Raw genomic sequence first — 17,157 nt, forward strand, 5'->3', positions numbered from 1 at the left:
CCTGACCCGGGGTTTCCCCGGGTCAGGCGCCTTCTTGGAGCGCCCGGCCCTTCCCATGGGGGAGGCGTCGAAATGCCCCTCTTCTTCCAGTTCATCCCCAGTACGTCATCTCGCGCGCCAACTTCGAATACTGGAATCCTGCCAACGGACACCGGACCCGCTCCGGCCCACAGATGGCCAACGTCTTCGAGGACAGCATCGCCCCCGTGCACCAGGCCGTTCAGACCGTGCTGTGGGAGGGCCACCACCACGACATCGACGCCCAGCTCCGAATCGAGCCGGCTCCCGGCCATACGCCCGGCTCCTCCGTCGTATGGCTGCGGTCGGGCACGGAGCGCGTTGGCTGCTGAGCGCTTGGTCGGCCAGTCGAGTATGCCGATTCAGGCACATGGGCCGACTGTTGTTGCAGCGCCTACGGTTCGGCGGGCACCAGTTGCGCCCTGGTCGTGCACACCACACGCTGCCCCTATGGACCGCACCCCGGAAACCAGTGTGCTTCCGATTCTGGTGACAGGCGCGGCGGGCAGTGTCGGCGCCGTTGGGCGCTCCGTGGTCGAAGGCCTTCGGCGTCGGGGGCTGCCCGTCCGGGCCATGGTGCGCCGCCATGACGAGCGGGCGGAGGCGCTGCGCGCGACGGGCGCCGAGGTCGTCGTCGGGGACCTGACGCGTGCGGGCGATGTCGCCGATGCGCTGGCAGGTTGTGGACGTGTGTACTTCGGCATGGGCGTGTCGGCGCAGTATCTGGAGGCTGCCGTGACGGTGGCGGTCGTCGCGCGTACGTACGGGTCCCTGGAAGTGTTCGTGAACATGTCGCAGCTGACTGTCTCCGAGATGGACCTCACCAGCACCTCCGAGTCCGTGCAGCAGCGGCAGCAGTGGCTGGTGGAGCAGGTCCTTGGCTGGTCGGGCCTGCCCGTCGTCCAGGTGAGGCCGACCGTGTTCATGGAGAACCCGCTGTTCCGTGTGGGCTTTTCCTCGATCGCGAGGTACGGAAGCATCAGGCTGCCCTTCGGCCGGGCGAAAACCTCCCCCGTGGCGGCCGGGGACGTTGCCGCGGTCGTGGAGGAGATCCTGGCCGATCCTGCCCCGCACGTCGGCCGGATCCATGAGCTGACCGGCCCGCGCTCGGAGGACGTCGCCGCCATGGCGGCGGAGGTCTCCGCAGCCCTGGGCCGTCAGGTCGGTTACACCGACGTTCCCCTGCAGGAATGGATCGACGACGATCTCAGACCGCTGGGGCTGCCCGACCATGTCTTCCAGCACATCTCCACCATGGCTCGCCTTCACGCGGAGAATCGGTACGACCGCAAGGCGGACGGCGTCGAGCAGGTCACCGGGCGGCCTCCTTCGGGGGTGGCCGACTACGTCCGCGAGAACCCCGGCCTGTTCAACCCCTGAAGCCACCTCCTCATCGTTCGTTGTCGAGCGTGTTGCGGGCTGACTGTTGGAGGCGCCGATCGACCGTCGAGCACGGGGACGGCCGCGAACGCGGGCCGCAGGACGTCGGTCGATGCCCGGGCCAAGACCCACACGTACCAGCGCGCTGGAGAAGAATCATGAACCGTCGTGTCGTTTACCCCCGTGGCGGGTTGCCTGCCGATGTCCTGACCGTCATCGAGGAGCCGGAGCCGGCAGCACCCGAGCACGGCCAGATCCTCATTCGCACCACGGCCTTCACGGTGCAACCCGGTGATCTCCAGGCCATCGAGGCCTACCCGGGGAAGGCTGCGAAGCCGGTTCCGGCTGGCCTGGAGACCACCGGTGTGGTGGAGGCAATCGGCCCCGGGACGCGCGTGGCGCCGGGTGTCGAGGTGGGTGGCCGCGTAACGGTCTTCCCCCAGCCGGGGGGCGTGGTCCCAGTGGATCGTGGCGGACACCGAGGTGGTCGTCGCCGTACCGGACGAGCTGTCGGACGAGGTCGCCGCGCAGATGCTGGCGAACCCGCTCACCACGGTGATGCTGCGCCGTGAGGCGCAGGAGCACTTGGCCGCGGTCGATCAGTACGGACGGGATCGCACCAGCGGGCCGGTTCGCCGCACTCGCCCACCACCACTGAAGACATCGGACTCAGCCATCTCGGCGCCTGGTTCCGGTCGGCGGCAGCACGGCACGGGCGACACCGGTGAGGTTGCCCTGCAGGACGAGGATCTCCCTCCGGTTCGATCCGCCGAGATCAGCCGCGTAGACGTTCCCGGCCAAGTCGGTCACGTACACGCGGCCGCCGTCCGGATCGAGGGCGAGGCCGATGACCCAGCGATCCTCGACGCCTTCGCCCAGCACAAACACGGTCTGTACTCGAGGGAAGCCCGCACCATCCTGGCCGCCGCACCGACCCCCACCATGGCTGCGAAGCTGACACGGCGGCGCCTGCAGTCGCTGCTCAAGCAGGCCGGCCGGGTCCGCGGCATCCAGGCCGAAGCCGAAAGGGACTTACCTCAGCGGCAGCTTGACGCTTATCCGCGTGGGATGTCTTGTCTGCCGCGACGGCACCCGGTCGGGGGCGGGGCCGGCCGACCGGCAGACGGCCGCGGACCGTCGCGGAGTCCTGTCGCCCCCGGACGGCCTCATCCTCTTCTGCGGCATGTCGGCCGGGTTCGAAGACGTCACGGCAGGTGACGCTCGCACAGGCCGGGTGCCCTCGGCGAGATGGTCACCTTCATGGACGGTCTGCACACCTCCGTTCCTCAGCCGATCAGGGCGCCGTTTCATGCCGCTCCCACATAGGGGCCCATATGCCATATTGCGCATGTAATCCCGACGAAAGGCATGTCATGAAGTTCGCAGTCATCGGCGGTACCGGGCTGATCGGGTCGCAGGTCGTCAAGGATCTGAACGCCGCTGGACACGAGGCGGTGCCTCACTCGCAGTCCACCGGAGTCGACGTCATCAGCGGCCAGGGACTGGACGAGGCGGTGGCGGGAGCTGGCGTCGTCATCAATCTGACGAACTCCCCGACCTTCGACGAAGCATCCCCGGCCTTCTTCCAGACCTCGATGGACAACCTTCTGGCCGCGGCCCACAAGGCTGGCGTCGGCCACTTCGTCATCCTCTCGATCGTCGGCACGGACCAGGTCCCGGAGCTGGATTACTACCGGGCCAAGACGCTCCAGGAGGACATCCTCGCGGCCGGGCCGATCCCCTACTCGATCGTCCGAGCCACGCAATTCATGGAGTTCATGGACGCCGTCCTGTCCTGGACCACCGACGGCGACACCGTCCGGCTGCCCGCCACGCCGATCCAGCCGATCGCGTCCAAGGACGTGGCCAGCGAAGTGGCGGAGGTCGCCGCAGGCGCCCCGCTGAACGGCAGGCGCAACATCGCCGGCCCCGAGATCTTCAACCTGGACGAGCTGGGCCGGATCACCCTGACCCACAAGGGCGACCACCGCACCGTCGTCACCGACCCCACCGCCGGCATGTTCGCCGCCGTCAAGGGCGACGTCCTCACCGACAAGAACGCGTACCTCGCCCCCACCCGCTACACCGACTGGCTCTCCTGACATCCCCACCTCCCGCATGTCCTGTCCCAGCCCGGCAGTCTTTCCGTTGCGCGCGCCGGGTGTCGCGGCTTGAGCCGGACGGGGATCCGGCTGCGGTCCCCCGATCCCAGGTCAGGCGGAGGGGACTCGCATGCAGCCATTCGGTCCCGCCGGGATGGACGGGCCACGGCTCTCGGGGTGGGACGGGCCTGTGGACGTCGCGACGGTCGACCGCCGGCATGGTGCTGGATGCGCCGGTGCCGGTGGGCCCGGCGGTCCCACGGTCCCGGATTGTCACTGACTGGACAGGTGGAAGATGAGGGAGGCAGATGACCTTGGATGTCTATGAGGCGGTCACGAGCCGACGGGCGGTGCGCGGGTTCAGCGACCGGCCCGTTACGAGGCAGGTGCTGGAGCGGGTCCTGTCCGCCGCGGCTTGGGCGCCGTCCGGGTCGAACGTCCAGCCGTGGTGCGCCTACGTGGTGACCGGTAGGCCGCTGGCCGAGCTCAAGAGGCGCGCCGGTGAGCGCGTGGCGGCAGCCGACCCCTGGGACGAGCGGAGTACGAGATGTACCCGCCCGCACTGAAGTCTCCGTACCATGAGCGCCGATCCGCCTTCGGCCATGAGCGCTACAGCGCACTTGGTATTGGGCGCGAGGACTGGGAGGCGCGCCAGAGGGCTGCTGCCGCGAATTGGGACTGTTTCGGCGCGCCCGCCGCCCTGTTCTGCTACATCGACCGCGGCATGGGCCGGCCGCAATGGTCCGACGTCGGCATGTATCTGCAGACCGTCATACTGCTGCTGCGCGCCGAAGGGCTGCACAGTTGCCCGCAGATGGCGTGGTCGGTGTATCGCAAGACTGTTGCGGAGATCCTGTCACCACCGGACGAGCTCATTCTCTTCTGCGGCATGTCGATCGGGTTCGAGGACTCCACGGTGGGTTACACCCGTACGGGCCGGGCGCCGCTCGACGAGACCGTCACGTTCGTCGAGGGGTGGATTTGCGACTGTGTGACGATCACGGTCGGCCGGGACGCCACCCTGATCGGCGACGACACCGGCTTCCTGCCTTGATCGCAAGCTAACGCCCTGAACTTCCAACTGGTCAGCAGGCCCTTCTGTGTGAGCGATGCGTGAGCGGATGGTCGAGCACGAGTCGCCATGAGGCGGATCGCACCTCAGGTCCGGACTCACCCGCCACACCCCCACCAGGACTTCGCTTCGGGCAGGCGAACTCTTCCTGCTCCGCTGAGCGCGCTCGTACGAAGAAGCTGGGTGTGCTGCAGGCCGCGGAACTCGCCGGGCCCGGCGGCATCGCTCCTTGAGGTCCATGCCGGCGCTGAAGACGCCGTTCGCTCCGGTGAGGATGCCGACCAGGAGTTCGTCGCGTGACTCGAGTTCGTCGATGGCGGCGGCCAGCGCCCGCGCAGTGGCGCCGTCGATGGCGTTGCGGGCCTGGGGTCGGTCGATGGTGATCACGAAGACGCCGTCGTGCTGCTCGGTGCGCACCGCGGGGGTGACTGAAGCCTCGGTCATGATGCTGGTTCCCTTCTCCTTCCCCCTGGGCTGCGTCTGGGCGGACGTGCCCTCAGTCGACCACCTCCGCCTCGCGCAGGCTCGCGATCGCGGCCTCGTCGAAGCCGAGGTCGCGGAGCACTGTGTCGGTGTGTTCGCCCAGGTCGGGGGCGGGGCGCGGTGGGACCTTCCGTTCCTGGTCCAGTCGTACGGGGCTGTCGATGGTCAGGTGCGGCTCTGCGCTGCCGTCCTCGAAGGGGACGAGGATGCGGTTGGCCGTCAGTTGGGGATCGCGGGCGAACTCGTCGATCGTCTGGGCGATTCCGTAGGTGAGGTCGGCGGCGTCGAGTACTTCGCGCCACTCGGCGAGGGTCCGGGCAGATACCACACGTAGCACTCAACGGCTGCCGCCTATCTACTCATGCCAAAGAGGTTCGCGCAGCGACTGCGTGAGGAGGTTGTTGGTCGCGTCGGCGAACCAGCACCGTTGTCACGGATTCAGTTGTCCATCAGTGGTAGACCGGGCAGCACCTTCTCGATGGTGACGGGGAAGTCGCGCACGCGCACGCCGGTGGCGTTGAACACGGCGTTGGCGACCGACGCACCGGCCCCGCAGATGCCCAGCTCGCCGACGCCCTTCGCGCCCAGGACGTTGGCCTTGTCGTCGTATCCGTCGAGGACGACCGCGTCGATGTCGGGGACGTCGGCGTGGACCGGCACCAGGTATTGCGCGAAGTCCCGGTTGACGAAGGCGCCGGATCGCAGGTCGACCACGGCCTCTTCTTCGAGGGCCGCGCCCGCTCCCCAGATCATGCCGCCGATCAGCTGCGAGCGAGCCGTCTTCGCGTTGAGCACGCGCCCTGCCGAGAACACGCCGAGCATCCGCCGCAGACGGATCTCGGCGGTGTCCGCGTCGACCCCCACTTCAGCGAAATGGGCCCCGTAGGTGTTGATCGAGTAGTCCGTGTAGTTCGGATCATCGCCCATGAAGCGGGTACCGCCCTCCGCCTCGAACCCTTCCGGATGGTTGCGTGCGACGATCCCGCTCAGCGCCTCGGACGCTCTGCCGACAACCACGTTGCCATCCGAGAACACGGCGTCTGCCGGGTCCAGGCCATGCAGCGGAGAGCGCGTGTCGCCGCGCGCCGCGGCCAGGAGCTGCTCGCGCAGGGCCTTACACGCACCATGCACCGCATTGCTCGAACTGGCGGCGCCCCACGAGCCACCGGACCCCCAGCTGGTGGGGAACTCGGAACGCCCGAGCTCGATCCTCACCCGATCGGGCGGCAGTCCGAGCCCGTCGGCCGCGACCTGGGTCAGGACGGTGTACGTGCCCGTTCCGAGATCGGTCATGTCCGTCTGGACGACGGCGGTGCCGTCAGCCTCCAACCGCACCCGCACTGCTGCCGGCCCTTGGAAGTGCCCGCGGATGGCGGCCGACATGCCGTAGCCGACCAACCACCGCCCGTCGCGCACACTCGCCGGGGTGGCGGGGCGGTGCTCCCAGCCGAACCGGCGCGCGCCTTCGCGCAGGCACTCGACCAGGTGCCGGTCGCTGTACGGCACGTCTCGCTCGGGATCGACGGTGGGCTCGTTGAGGATCCGCAGCTCGACCGGGTCCATCCCGAGTGCGTGGGCCAGCTCGTCCATCGCCGACTCGACCGCCAGCATGCCCGGCGCTTCGCCCGGCGCGCGTACGTCCGTCCCGGGCGGCAGATCGAGCGGCGCAAGCCGGTGGCTGGTCAACCGGTGGGGCGCTGCGTAGAGACTGCGGGTCGTGGCGGCGGTCTGCTCGGCGTACTCCACGTCGGGGTTGGTGTGCATGGTGACGTCATGGGCGATCGCGGTCAGCCGTCCGTCCTGCTCCGCGCCCAGTCGAACCCGCTGGCTGGTTGTGGGACGGTTGCCGACGAGCTGGAAGATCTGCTGCCTGGTCATCGCGACCTTGACCGGTTGGCGCAATTCGCGAGCGGCGAGCGCCGCCAGGATCGTCTCGGAATGGACGCCCAGCTTGGAGCCGAATCCCCCGCCGACGAAGGGGGTGACGATGTGGACCCGCTCCGGGTCGATCCGAAGCGTGCCGGCGACCGAGGCCCGCGCCGCGTCGACGATCTGGCAGCTGACGTAGACGACCAGGTCCTCGTCGCGCGGTTCCACCAGACACGCGTGTGGTTCCATCGGCATCGAGAGCTCGTACGGCGTCGTGTACTGCTGGTCGACCTTCACCGCCGCGCTGTCGAACCCGGCCTCGAAATCGCCGACCGCAGTGTCGGTGGGGAGACCGGCGTTGACCACTTTCGGGATGTACACCTCGTCTTCCTGCTCGGCAAAGTTGAAACGTCCGCGCCCGTCGGTGTATTCGACTTCGACCAGATCGGCCGCCGCTCGGGCCTGTTCGAGGGCCGTGGCGACGACGAGCGCCACCGGCTCGCCGTAATAGTGGATGTCGGGGCCGGTCAGCACCGGCTGGGCACGCCAGTATTCGGACGGAACGGACTCATCACGGTCACCCTGCGCGGGGGCATTGTGATAGGTCATCACCATCTTTACACCAGGTAAGCGTTCGGCACTCTCGGTGTCGATCCGGGTGATGCGGCCTTTGCCGATCGTCGCGCCGACGATGAACCCGTAGAGAGGCTGGCCGGCCCCCCACTGCTCGTAGGCGTATGTGGCCCGGCCGGAGACCTTCAACGGGCCGTCGACGCGGTTCAGTGCTTGCCCGATCATCTCGTCTCCTCAGCTTGCCTGAGCCGCTTGCGCCAGCGTGCGGCACAGCGTGCGTTTGGCCAGCTCGATCTTGAAGTCGTTGTGCCCCTGCCCGACGGCGTCGCGCATCGCGGCCTCGGCTGCGGCGCGATAGGTGACCATCGTGGCGGGACGGCCGGTCAACGCGGCCTCCGCCTCGATGGACCGCCAGGGCTTGTGCGCCACACCGCCGAAAGCCACCCGCGCCTCACTGATCGCTCCCTGATCGGTCGAGACGACGGCCGCCACGGAGACCAGCGCGAACTCGTACGACGCCCGGTCTCGCACCTTGCGGTAGGTCTGCCGGCCCGACGGGGGCGGGGGAAGGAGTACGTTCGTGATCATCTCGCGAGGACGCAGCACGGTCTCGATGTGCGGCGTATCGCCCGGCAGCCGGTAGAAGTCTGCGATGGCGACGCGGCGTACCGACCCGTCGGCGTCGAGCAGCTCGATCTCCGCCTCCAGCACGGTCATCGCGACGGCCATGTCCGAGGGGTGGGTGGCGATGCAGGATTCGCTGACGCCGAGGAGGGCGTGAATCCGGTTGAACCCGCCGATCGCCGAGCATCCGGAACCGGGATCTCGTTTGTTGCAGCCCGCAGCTGTGTCGTAGAAGTAGGGGCAGCGAGTGCGCTGCAACAGATTTCCCCCGGTGGACGCCTTGTTGCGCAGTTGGCCCGAGGCTCCGGCCACCAGTGCCTCCGACAGTACCGGGTAGCGGGTACGCACTCGGGCATCGGCGGCCACATCGGAATTCGCCGCCTGGGCCCCGATACGCAGTCCGCTGTCCGGGAGCTCCTCGATGTCCCGCAACGGAAGCCGACTGATGTCGACCAGATGGCTGGGATTCTCGATGTCGAGCTTCATCAGGTCGAGCAGGTTGGTGCCGCCGCTGATGAACTTCGCGCCGGTTCTGGACACCGCAGCGACGGCGGCCTGTGCGTCGGTCGCTCGCTCGTACGTGAAGGATCTCATTCCGGGCCTCCCACCGCGATGCCACGGATGGCCGCGACGATGTTCGGATAGGCGGCGCACCGACAGATGTTGCCGCTCATCCGCTCGCGGATCTCCTCATCGGTCAACGCGATCCGCGGCGAGGCCACGTCAGCGGTGACATGGCTGGGCCAGCCCGCCTCCACCTCTGCGAGCATGCCGACAGCCGAACAGATCTGGCCGGGAGTGCAGTAGCCGCATTGGAAGCCGTCACGCTCGACGAAGGCACGTTGCATGGGGTGCAGACCATCGGGATCGCCCAGACCTTCGATCGTCACGATCTCGTCGTCCTCATGCATCACGGCGAGCGTCAAACAAGAGTTGACGCGTCGGCCGTTGATCAGCACCGTGCAGGCGCCGCACTGCCCGTGATCACACCCCTTCTTGGTCCCGCTCAGGCGCAGGTGCTCGCGCAGCGCGTCGAGCAGCGAGGTCCGTGGATCCACCTCAAGCCGTCGCACCTGATCGTTGACGTTCAACTCGATCGCCGAGAGTTGGGCCATCTCGCCCCGGCTCCGCCCCGCGGTGCCCGAATCCGAATCACTCATCACAGCCCGCCTTCCTCGCTGGGTGCGGGTCTCACCCTGGATATGTGTCGCCACTGCGGGGCGCAAAACGTGGCCCGCCTCGGGCCATGCCTGCCCATCATCCAGCCAATGGGCGGGCCGAAACGGACGACACCGTCACCGGCTCACTCGAACGGTGCTGTACCTCAAGCCCGGAGGGGGCAGGTGAGCGGGAGGACGCGTTGGGTCAGCTGCCCGGTGAGCTGGGCATCGGTAAGGGCGGCTTCGGTGGGCCAGTCCGCCGCGATCAGCTGGCCGACCGGGTGCTACTACACGATCGCCGGCTCACCACCATCTACATCACGCACTGCCACGGCGGCCATTATCTCGGCCTGCCGGTCGTGCTCGGCTGTTTCCCGGACGCCCGGGTGGTCGCCACGGCGAGGACGGTACGGTTGATGCAGCAGCAGGACGCCCACGCGCTGGACAACTCCCTCAGGGCGCGTTTCCCTGGCCAGATCGCCGACACGATCCCGATGCCCGAGCCACTCGAGTCGCCGCAAATCCGGCTTGAGGGTTCCGCCATCGATGTGATCGAAGCCGGGCACACCGACACCCTCGACACGACCTCGCTGCATGTACCCGAGCTGGGCCTGATCGTTTCCGGGGACGTCGCCTACAACCACTGCCACATGTTCGTCTGCGCGACGACTGAGGTTCCCCCGAGGACGGCACCTGGCAGAAATACCTCGTCGCCAACACGCGAAGGCTTCTGCCGGTCCCCGGCCATCTGACAGACTCCAGCGCCTGTCAACTCGCCGTCAATCCGTTGACCGCCCTGCTCCTCGTGACGAGTGAACTCGACGTACAGCCGGGCGAATGGCTGTTGCAAACGGCCGCGGGCTCCACCGTCGGTCGGCTCGTCATTCAGCTGTCCAGACATCTGGGTATTCGCGCGATCAACGTCGTGCGGCGACGCGATGCCGTCGAGGAGATCAAAGTGCTTGGTGGGAACGGGGTCATTTGTACTGAGGACGAGGACCTGTTGCAGCGTGTGCCTGAGATAGCGGGGCCAGTCGGTGTGCGGAAGGCCATCGACTGTGTCGCGGGCCCCGTAGGTGCCCAGGTGCCCCAGGCACTGGCTCCGGGAGGGGCGGTCGTGGTCTACGGTGCCCTCTCGACCCATCGGCAGACCGACCCCGGGGCACTGACGATCCCGCTGCAGGCACGCTCGGTCATCTACGAGACCAAAGCAGTCCGTGGCTTCTGGCTGAACCGCTGGTTCGGCACTGCCTCACCCGAGGATGCGCTGCGCGCGCTGTCCCAGGTTCGCCGTCTCGTCGCCGATGAGGTGCTGAGCATCCCCCGGGGCCAGCCGTTCCCTCTCGAACGCTTCACAGAAGCCATCTCGCTCGCCGAAGCACCCGCACACGGCAACAAACCACTGTTCGTCTTCGATGACAGCCGGGACGAAGGCGACGGGTAGGAAGCGCCCTGCCGGTGCGTCGGCGGTGCGGCCGCGGCGTGCCAGGGCCGCCAGGTAAACGTGGCCAAGCCCGATGAAGCATCCACCATTCGGCCAGATCAGCGCCTGCACCGGTGCTCTGGGGAGGTCGCGCACGTCATCTCGGCGGCGGTCGCTCTATGTGGACTGGTCGCCGACGGTGAAATGGGGCCCGTAGCCGAGCACCATCTCACATGCGTCGTTGCGGCGTTCGATGCAGCAGTCGTACCCGACGACGTGGCGGCACTCGCCGTGCACATCATGACCAACACCGCACTCACCGGTGCGACCTACAACATTGAAGCAGTCATTCGAGAAGGTGATCGCGTTGGCGACGGGTCTGTTCAGGAGCGAGCTGGCGCGCACCGACATCTGACCGGGGCGGTGGCCGGGCGGCCCATGCCGACGTGGGGTTCACGGTTGCTGCTGGGCCTCAGCCGGAAGCCGGTTGAGGTCTGTGGGATCGCAGTTGCGGGTCCGTCACCCCGCCCGGGCATGCGAGCGAGTCGATCGGCCATCCGGCGCGCCGGGCACCGGCCCGGTACGCGCTCTCGTAGAAGTCGAGTACGGCGCCACGCGGGTCGGCCTCGGCACGGACTTCGTCGTACGGCAGTACGGCCAGGTGGCTGTCGTTCCGGGCGACCCAGTGCGCCGCCGCGGGCTCGAGCAGTTCCTCGGCCAGGTGCGCCGGTTCCGGAGCGGTGTAGGAGTAGAACGCGGGCGCGGGGAAGGTGTCGTCCCCGAACCAGAAGCCAAAGCTGATCACTTCCCGGGAGTACGCCTCCCGGGTGACAGGGTCCACCTGCTGAGGCTGCTCGATGTGACGCTCGGAGAACCGGGTGTGCGCGATGTCGAAGGTGTGCCAGAAGTGGTGCACCGGGCTCACCTTCCCCGAATACCCCGCGGCGAATTCCTCCAGCACCGAGGCCACCTGGCTGAGGACCCGCCAGTAGCGGTTGGCCTGCGCGGGGTCGTACGTCGCATGCTCGGCGTCCTCGGCGAACGGCCGGCCGGAGTCGGGCAGGTCGAAGGGCCTGGGCACGTCCAGCCGCACCCGGATGCCCAACGCTGCCAGCGACTCCATGACCGCGTCGTGGAAGGAGGCAACGGACTGGCCGGCGAGCGGAAAGGAGATCTCCCGGCCGTCCAGCGTCGAGACGAGCAGCCGATGCGCGACGAAGTCGAAGTCCATCGTGAAGATCGGGTTGCCGTCGACCTGCCCCATCGGACGCGTCGTGATACCGCGCCCCGTGAGGTGGAACGGGACATTCCACCAGTGGTTGCGCCGGGCGCTGGCGGCGAGACGGATCTTCCCGACGATCTGCGCGAAGCGATGGAGCGTCTCCTTGGTGTCACGCCACTCGGCAAGTGGGATCGGCAGGAACAGCTCCATGGTCATCACCCTTCCCTCTGGCCTTGCTGAACGGACTCGCACCGTCCTGTGGTCATGGCACGTCCCGCCCCGATACCGGGGTCGCTTGTCGCATTCCCGGCGTTTCCCGGATCGGGCTGCCCCAGCTTCGCCGGACCGTTGCGACGGCCCGGCGGACGAGTGCGTACGTCCCAAGGCATCGCTCGGGGCCATGGCGACGCGCACCGTCCTTCCAGCAGGAGAACAGTACGGTGACCGCGGGCAACTCACTCGCCATGACACGGCGGCCCTGGGAACGCTATACGTGGCAAGGGCCTGCGTCTTCGACACCACCCCCGCGTCGGCCGTACGACATACGGGCAACCTTCCGCGGCACGCATCGCGGTGACTTTCAGGGCAGGCTGGCCACGAATCGTGAGGTCAGCTGCCGGAGCATCGAAATCTATCGCCTTGGGGGCGGCACACCGAGGCGTGGGTCGCTTCGGACATGATCGGCCTGATGCAGCAGATCTCGCCCGCGCCGGTCGCTGGGCAACATTTGGGATGCTCCTGGTGCTTGTCATGCCGTAGGTGTCGAAGGTCGACCATGTCCGGAGCCAGATGATGGTTGCTGCGACGGTGACGGTACCCAGGTAGACGTATGCGCGCTTGTCGTCCCTCGTGGACACGGCACAGTTGTTCTTGAGCTTGTTGATCGCCCGTTCCACGGTGTTGCGCTTCTTGTACCGCTCCTTGTCGAAGCCGGGTGGGCGATCCCCTGCCCGGCCCCGGCGTACGCGGTTCACTGCCTGGTCACTCTTCTCGGGGATGACGTGTCGGATGCCTCGCCGCCGCAGGTAGCGGCGGGTCCGGCGGTTGCTGTAGGCCGTATCGGCGCTCACGCTGTCCGGTGTGGTGCGCGGGCGGCCCGGCCTGAGGCGAGGCACCCGAATGCGCTCCATGACCGGCTCAAACTGCGTGCAGTCCGCCCGCTGGCCCGCCGTCAGCAACAGTGAAAGCACACGGCAACGACCGTCGGCACTCGGGTGGATCTTGGTGGTGAAGCCTCCTCAGGAGCGACCGAGCGCCTCACCTCCTGCACCACCTCCACCGGGCGGGCGCACATCTCACCCATGCTCTTTCGCCCTGGCGTTTCATTGCCGCCGCTCCTTTTGACACGGCAGGTGGCGGGGCCTTCGGGCTCCGGCCGCATGCTGGTGGGCACGGATCGAGGTGGAGTCAACCGAGACGTCCCAGGCCGATCCCACCGGTGGCATCGGCCTGGGCCTGCACCTGCTGAAGCAACCGTTCCCAGGTTCCGTCGGCCGACCAGCGCCGATGACGCTCATAGACGGTCTTCCACGGCCCGTAGCGTTCCGGCAGATCACGCCGCTGCACCCCGGTCCGCACCCGGTGCAGGATGCCGTTGACCACCGGATGGTGATCGCGCCACCGCCCGCAGCGGTTGTTGCTGTCGACAGAAGCGGCTCCAGACGTCGCCACCCCGCCTCTGTCAGATCCCCCCGACCAGTCATACAAGAGCCAACGAAACAGTGGGCGGCATGGGTGCGCGCTCAGCACCTTCGATGCCACCACGCCAACTCCTGGTCTGCCATCGGCTCGTGATGCGTTCGCCCGAGAAGCACCACGTCCAGGCGCTCCACCTGCACCCGGAGTTCGCCGGCGGCCCTTGGCGGAAGCATGAACAGAGCGTCTTGCAGCTTGTCCCGGGCCCACCCCTCGCCGCAGCACGGGCAGGTGAACTCAGCCTCCCACTGCCTCCACCGGCGCTTGGTGCCATGGACGCGCACGGACCACACGCTCAACGCCGCTGCCACGATGCCCGGAGACAATCGCTCCCGTTCGAGCACACGGACGGCGGCATTCGCCGCTCCCGACAGACCTGGGACATCGTGATACCTCACCCAGGGTCTTCCCCAGCCGCGTTCCCGCGACCGAAGTGAAGCTGGTGTTCTACGCGGCACGGCCCCTTCGGGTGCAAGTCATGGATGGCATCCTCCCACAGTCCAAGATCGGCCGGACAGAACCCAGGGGCGATCATCTCGTGGATCTGCATGGTTTCGTCCTCGTGGTGCATGGCCCTCGTCGCCGCGATGGAACTCAAGGACGTGTTGCGGTCGGGGATGGCTTCCCAGTCGTCGGGGGTGAAGGCGACGCGGACGCGGCCGATCGTGCCGCCGGCGGCACGGACGGCCGTGATCGCATCCTGGACGCGGGTAAGGAGCGCATCGGGTTCGGGGACGAGCGGGACGATGGCGTTCTGGAAGTTCATGGCCAGCAGCGCGGTCCGTGCGGGCGTGATCGTCAGGGTGCACAGCATCGCCCCGTTATCTGTGCGCGGCGCCACCTACCCGGGGGGCTTCACCCTGCTGCCCATGCTCACCGGCCGTGGCCGCGAGCACCACGGTGAAGTCCTGCGGGAAGTCGTTGCCCTCGTCGACAGCGGGTCGCTCAAGCCCGTCCTTGATCCCCGCCATTTCACGCTGGACACCGTCATCGACGCCCACACCGCAGTGGAGACTGGCACGACCACCGGCAGAGTCGTCGACATCGAGGCATGTTTCCCGAGGCCGTGCAGGACGGCTGTATCGGCCGGCCCTCCTGATCGGGGGCCAGGGCCACAGGGACCGAGCGGGGCGCACCCGGGGCGGGCCCCACGCGCGATCGGCCGCCGCCGGCCCGTCGGTCAACTGCGAAGGAAGGCCAGCAGGTCGGCGTCGAACGTGTCCTTGAAGGGGCTACCATCGACAGTCCGTGCGGGGCCCCTTCGTACACCGTGAACTTCGCGCCCTTGACGATCTTCGACGACTTCTCGCCGGCTGCCACGATCGGGACGATCTGGTCGTCGCTGCCGTGCACGATCCAGGTCGGAATGTCGAAACGTTTCAGATCCTCCGTCAGGTCGGTCTCGGAGAACGCTTTGACGCAGTCGTAGGCACCTTTGATGCCTGCCTGCATCGACCACAGCCAGAACGCGTCGCGGGTGCCCGCGACACCTGGGAACCCGGTCGGTTGGCGCCGTAGAAGGGCGCGCTGAGGTCTTCGTAGAACTGCGAGCGGTCGGTGGCGACGCCTTGGCGGATCTCGTCGAACACCTCGAGGGGCAGGCCCTCGGGATTGGCTTCGGTCTTCAGCATCAGCGGAGGGATCGCGCCGAGCAGGACGGCCTTGCAACCCGGCCGGTGCCGTACTTGCCGATGTAGCGGGTCACCTCGCCGCCGCCGGTGGAGTGGCCGACGAGGATGATGTCGCGCAGGTCGAGCTTCTCGATCACTTCGGCCAGGTCATCTGCGTAGGTGTCGAGGTCGTTGCCGTTCCACGCCTGTGAAGAGCGCCCGTGCCCGCGCCGGTCGTGCACGACGGCCCGGAAGCCGTTGTCGGCCACCAGCTTGGCCTGCGGATCCCATGCGTCGCCGTTCAACGGCCAGCCGTGGCTGAACACGACCGGCTGGCCGCTGCCCCAATCCTTGTAGAAGATCGAAGTGTCGTCCTTTGTGGTCACGGAAGACATGCGCACAGGATCCTTTCACTGGTGGGGGCCGGACACGGCGACCGCGGAAATCCCAGCACCGCCGACCGCTGTAGAGCCGGTGTTCGCTGGGCCGCGCCTCGGTCTCGTCCGACCGCGGATCCATGTAGCGGGAGCCGGTCGGCTGCGGGCGCGGTCACACAGGAATGCGAACACTGACTGCCGTCATCACGCTAGGAGCGTGGGTCGGTAACGAGCAAGCGTCGAGGGTTGGTGGTCGGATCTCTGGCGGTCTGGGGTTTGTCGGCGGTGTCGAGGCGGGTGCGGGGTGTGGTTGCAGTGGAGGGTGATGCTGCCGCCTGGGCGCTCAGGCTCGGGCGGCGGCCAGTCCGGGGGTTCCGACCTGCCCGAAGATCTTTCGCAGGTTGTGGCATGCGGCGAGTGGCCGCCGTTCTGCGCGGGCGCCTGCTTCGCCGCGTAGCAGGAGTCTGCGGCCGTCTTGGCAGGTCATGATCTGCCAAGACGGGTTCGACGATGGCTTTGCGTTGGGCGTAGGCGGCGCGTCCGGGTTTGGTGTGCAGTTTGCGGGCCATGCGCTCGCGCGCTGTGGCGTCGGCCGGGATGCGTCCGCGCGGGGCGGGGCTGACGCGTTCGTCGTGGGACAGGCGGCCGGTGGCCATGAAGGTGTCGGTGCCGTGTTCTTCCTTGCGCTCGGCTGCGGCCTGAAGGTTCGCCTCGGAGCAGCAGCCCGCGTCGAGGAGCGCCTGACGTGCGTGGATTCCGGTGTTCGCGGCGGATTGGTCGAGCATGCCGGTGTAGTTGAGTGCACCGGCGGGGTTGGTCGTGACGTCGGCGGCGGTGATGATCTGGTGCGCGTCGTCCACCATGGCCTGGGCGTTGTAGGCCTGGATGAACACGCCGGCCCCGTTCTTCATGATGCGTGATTCGGGGTCGGTGAAGTTGGCCTGCGCCTTGTCCTTCGGCCGCGCGGTTTCGGCCGCCAGGTCGCCGGCGTCGGCCACCGCCTCGGGTTCGTCGGTCCCGGCACGCTTTTGGCGTCGCTGCTCCTTGTCCTCGGCGTGCTTGCGGGCCTTCTCGGCGGCCTCGGCCTCGATCGGTCTGTAACCTGGCCAGGCGCTTTTCCCTGCGGTCGGGTTCGGCGGGCAGGTCTGTTGTCGGCGTACGGACTTTCCTCCCCAGTTGCGTACGGGCGAACGTCCCCAGCTGTCAGGCCACGTCGTTCTCTCGCTCGATGGCCTTGAGGCGGTTCTTGAGCCGGTAGCTGGGGCCGTTGATGGAGATCACCTCGCAGTGGTGGAGGAGGCGGTCGAGGATGGCTGTGGCGAGGACCTCGTCGCCGAAGACCTGGCCCCACTCGCTGAAGGTCTTGTTCGAGGTCAGGATGATCGAGCCCTTCTCGTAACGCTTCGAGATGACCTGGAAGACCAGGTTCGCCTCGGCTCGTTCGAGGGGCTGGTAGCCGACTTCGTCGACCACGAGAACGCTGGGCCGTAGGTAGGTGCCGAGCTTGTTCGTCAGACGGCCGGCGGCCTCGGCGGCTTTGAGGTTGCGG

The 17,157-nt window shown here is 67.7% G+C and carries 15 protein-coding genes and 5 pseudogenes; 8 read left to right on the forward strand and 12 right to left on the reverse strand.

All coding sequences use genetic code 11. The features are described 5' to 3' along the window. Positions 1-173: 173 nt before the first annotated feature. The 3 genes from ACWCQ6_RS31585 (at position 174) to ACWCQ6_RS31595 (ending at position 1,970) form a co-directional block, all read left to right on the forward strand. The gene (locus tag ACWCQ6_RS31585) at positions 174-350 is read left to right on the forward strand and encodes a hypothetical protein (protein WP_451095061.1); all 177 of its coding nucleotides are present in this window, start codon (positions 174-176) and stop codon (positions 348-350) included. A gap of 118 nt (positions 351-468) precedes the next feature. Then, a complete protein-coding gene (locus tag ACWCQ6_RS31590) occupies positions 469-1,398 on the forward strand; it encodes an NmrA family NAD(P)-binding protein (RefSeq protein ID WP_451095063.1) in 930 nt (309 codons plus the stop codon). Between the two features lie 158 nt (positions 1,399-1,556). Then, complete coding sequence (locus ACWCQ6_RS31595; RefSeq protein WP_451095065.1) at positions 1,557-1,970, forward strand: alcohol dehydrogenase catalytic domain-containing protein; 414 nt, start codon at positions 1,557-1,559, stop codon at positions 1,968-1,970. Between the two features lie 97 nt (positions 1,971-2,067). On the opposite strand, the gene ACWCQ6_RS31600 is transcribed toward ACWCQ6_RS31595, so the two are convergent. Further along, on the reverse strand, positions 2,068-2,286 hold the full coding sequence (locus tag ACWCQ6_RS31600) for a hypothetical protein (RefSeq protein WP_451095067.1): 219 nt from the start codon (positions 2,284-2,286) through the stop codon (positions 2,068-2,070). A 485-nt stretch (positions 2,287-2,771) separates the two neighbouring features. Between ACWCQ6_RS31600 and ACWCQ6_RS31605 the strand changes: the two genes are divergently transcribed. Together ACWCQ6_RS31605 and ACWCQ6_RS31610 are read left to right on the forward strand one after the other, a co-directional pair. Further along, positions 2,772-3,500 (forward strand): SDR family oxidoreductase, encoded by a 729-nt coding sequence (locus tag ACWCQ6_RS31605; RefSeq protein WP_451095069.1) that lies wholly within the window; start codon positions 2,772-2,774, stop codon positions 3,498-3,500. A 314-nt stretch (positions 3,501-3,814) separates the two neighbouring features. After that, positions 3,815-4,476, forward strand: a pseudogene (locus tag ACWCQ6_RS31610) (nitroreductase); the annotation flags it as partial. Here the strand turns inward: ACWCQ6_RS31610 and ACWCQ6_RS31615 are convergent. The 5 genes from ACWCQ6_RS31615 to ACWCQ6_RS31635 all read right to left on the reverse strand — a co-directional run bounded on the left by ACWCQ6_RS31615 (position 4,357) and on the right by ACWCQ6_RS31635 (position 9,281). After that, positions 4,357-5,016, reverse strand: a complete 660-nt coding sequence (locus tag ACWCQ6_RS31615; protein ID WP_451095071.1) for an enoyl-CoA hydratase-related protein — start codon at positions 5,014-5,016, stop codon at positions 4,357-4,359. The pseudogene ACWCQ6_RS31610 and the gene ACWCQ6_RS31615 sit on opposite strands and share 120 nt — an antisense overlap. A gap of 52 nt (positions 5,017-5,068) precedes the next feature. After that, a complete protein-coding gene (locus tag ACWCQ6_RS31620; protein WP_451095073.1) occupies positions 5,069-5,383 on the reverse strand; it encodes a CoA transferase in 315 nt (104 codons plus the stop codon). 110 nt (positions 5,384-5,493) lie between these two features. Then, entirely contained in the window at positions 5,494-7,722 is a 2,229-nt protein-coding gene (locus tag ACWCQ6_RS31625) for a molybdopterin cofactor-binding domain-containing protein (RefSeq protein ID WP_451095075.1), read from the reverse strand. 9 nt (positions 7,723-7,731) lie between these two features. Then, the gene (locus tag ACWCQ6_RS31630; RefSeq protein WP_451095077.1) at positions 7,732-8,715 is read right to left on the reverse strand and encodes an FAD binding domain-containing protein; all 984 of its coding nucleotides are present in this window, start codon (positions 8,713-8,715) and stop codon (positions 7,732-7,734) included. After that, a complete protein-coding gene (locus ACWCQ6_RS31635; RefSeq protein ID WP_451095079.1) occupies positions 8,712-9,281 on the reverse strand; it encodes a 2Fe-2S iron-sulfur cluster-binding protein in 570 nt (189 codons plus the stop codon). The genes ACWCQ6_RS31630 and ACWCQ6_RS31635 overlap by 4 nt, the downstream gene beginning before the upstream one ends. Positions 9,282-9,481: 200 nt before the next feature. Between ACWCQ6_RS31635 and ACWCQ6_RS31640 the strand changes: the two genes are divergently transcribed. Next, positions 9,482-10,033, forward strand: coding sequence for an MBL fold metallo-hydrolase (locus ACWCQ6_RS31640; RefSeq protein ID WP_451095081.1), 552 nt, complete (start codon positions 9,482-9,484; stop codon positions 10,031-10,033). Between the two features lie 35 nt (positions 10,034-10,068). Further along, positions 10,069-10,725 carry a zinc-binding dehydrogenase gene (locus ACWCQ6_RS31645; protein WP_451095083.1) on the forward strand — a complete coding sequence of 219 codons (657 nt, stop codon included), beginning with the start codon at positions 10,069-10,071 and terminating at the stop codon, positions 10,723-10,725. Positions 10,726-11,176: 451 nt separating this feature from the next. Here ACWCQ6_RS31645 and ACWCQ6_RS31650 read toward each other — a convergent pair whose 3' ends face one another. The 3 genes and pseudogenes from ACWCQ6_RS31650 to ACWCQ6_RS31660 all read right to left on the reverse strand — a co-directional run bounded on the left by ACWCQ6_RS31650 (position 11,177) and on the right by ACWCQ6_RS31660 (position 14,435). Continuing rightward, the gene (locus tag ACWCQ6_RS31650; protein WP_451095089.1) at positions 11,177-12,136 is read right to left on the reverse strand and encodes a DUF5996 family protein; all 960 of its coding nucleotides are present in this window, start codon (positions 12,134-12,136) and stop codon (positions 11,177-11,179) included. A 569-nt stretch (positions 12,137-12,705) separates the two neighbouring features. After that, positions 12,706-13,629 (reverse strand): annotated as a pseudogene (locus tag ACWCQ6_RS31655) (IS5 family transposase); the annotation flags it as partial. 386 nt (positions 13,630-14,015) lie between these two features. After that, entirely contained in the window at positions 14,016-14,435 is a 420-nt protein-coding gene (locus ACWCQ6_RS31660; RefSeq protein ID WP_451095085.1) for a hypothetical protein, read from the reverse strand. Positions 14,436-14,490: 55 nt separating this feature from the next. Here ACWCQ6_RS31660 and ACWCQ6_RS31665 point away from each other — a divergent pair. Continuing rightward, positions 14,491-14,601, forward strand: a pseudogene (locus ACWCQ6_RS31665) (quinone oxidoreductase); the annotation flags it as partial. A 200-nt stretch (positions 14,602-14,801) separates the two neighbouring features. Here the strand turns inward: ACWCQ6_RS31665 and ACWCQ6_RS31670 are convergent. The 3 genes and pseudogenes from ACWCQ6_RS31670 to ACWCQ6_RS31680 form a co-directional block, all read right to left on the reverse strand. Beyond that, positions 14,802-15,626, reverse strand: a pseudogene (locus ACWCQ6_RS31670) (alpha/beta fold hydrolase). 325 nt (positions 15,627-15,951) lie between these two features. Beyond that, positions 15,952-16,757 (reverse strand): annotated as a pseudogene (locus ACWCQ6_RS31675) (transposase); the annotation flags it as partial. A 54-nt stretch (positions 16,758-16,811) separates the two neighbouring features. Then, positions 16,812-17,157 (reverse strand): ATP-binding protein (locus ACWCQ6_RS31680; RefSeq protein WP_451095087.1); only part of this gene is annotated, 346 nt, incomplete at its 5' end.

It is taken from the genome of Streptomyces sp. NPDC001880 (assembly GCF_053594575.1).

Excerpts from the sequence above, each read along its gene's own strand:
- ACWCQ6_RS31625 (WP_451095075.1), bottom strand. The coding sequence starts at position 7,722 with ATGATCGGGCAAGCACTGAACCGCGTCGACGGCCCGTTGAAGGTCTCC.
- ACWCQ6_RS31585 (WP_451095061.1), top strand. The coding sequence starts at position 174 with ATGGCCAACGTCTTCGAGGACAGCATCGCCCCCGTGCACCAGGCCGTT.
- ACWCQ6_RS31590 (WP_451095063.1), top strand. The coding sequence starts at position 469 with ATGGACCGCACCCCGGAAACCAGTGTGCTTCCGATTCTGGTGACAGGC.
- ACWCQ6_RS31595 (WP_451095065.1), top strand. The coding sequence starts at position 1,557 with ATGAACCGTCGTGTCGTTTACCCCCGTGGCGGGTTGCCTGCCGATGTC.
- ACWCQ6_RS31635 (WP_451095079.1), bottom strand. The coding sequence starts at position 9,281 with ATGAGTGATTCGGATTCGGGCACCGCGGGGCGGAGCCGGGGCGAGATG.
- ACWCQ6_RS31660 (WP_451095085.1), bottom strand. The coding sequence starts at position 14,435 with ATGCTGTGCACCCTGACGATCACGCCCGCACGGACCGCGCTGCTGGCC.
- ACWCQ6_RS31630 (WP_451095077.1), bottom strand. The coding sequence starts at position 8,715 with ATGAGATCCTTCACGTACGAGCGAGCGACCGACGCACAGGCCGCCGTC.
- ACWCQ6_RS31650 (WP_451095089.1), bottom strand. The coding sequence starts at position 12,136 with ATGGAGCTGTTCCTGCCGATCCCACTTGCCGAGTGGCGTGACACCAAG.
- ACWCQ6_RS31605 (WP_451095069.1), top strand. The coding sequence starts at position 2,772 with ATGAAGTTCGCAGTCATCGGCGGTACCGGGCTGATCGGGTCGCAGGTC.
- ACWCQ6_RS31615 (WP_451095071.1), bottom strand. The coding sequence starts at position 5,016 with ATGACCGAGGCTTCAGTCACCCCCGCGGTGCGCACCGAGCAGCACGAC.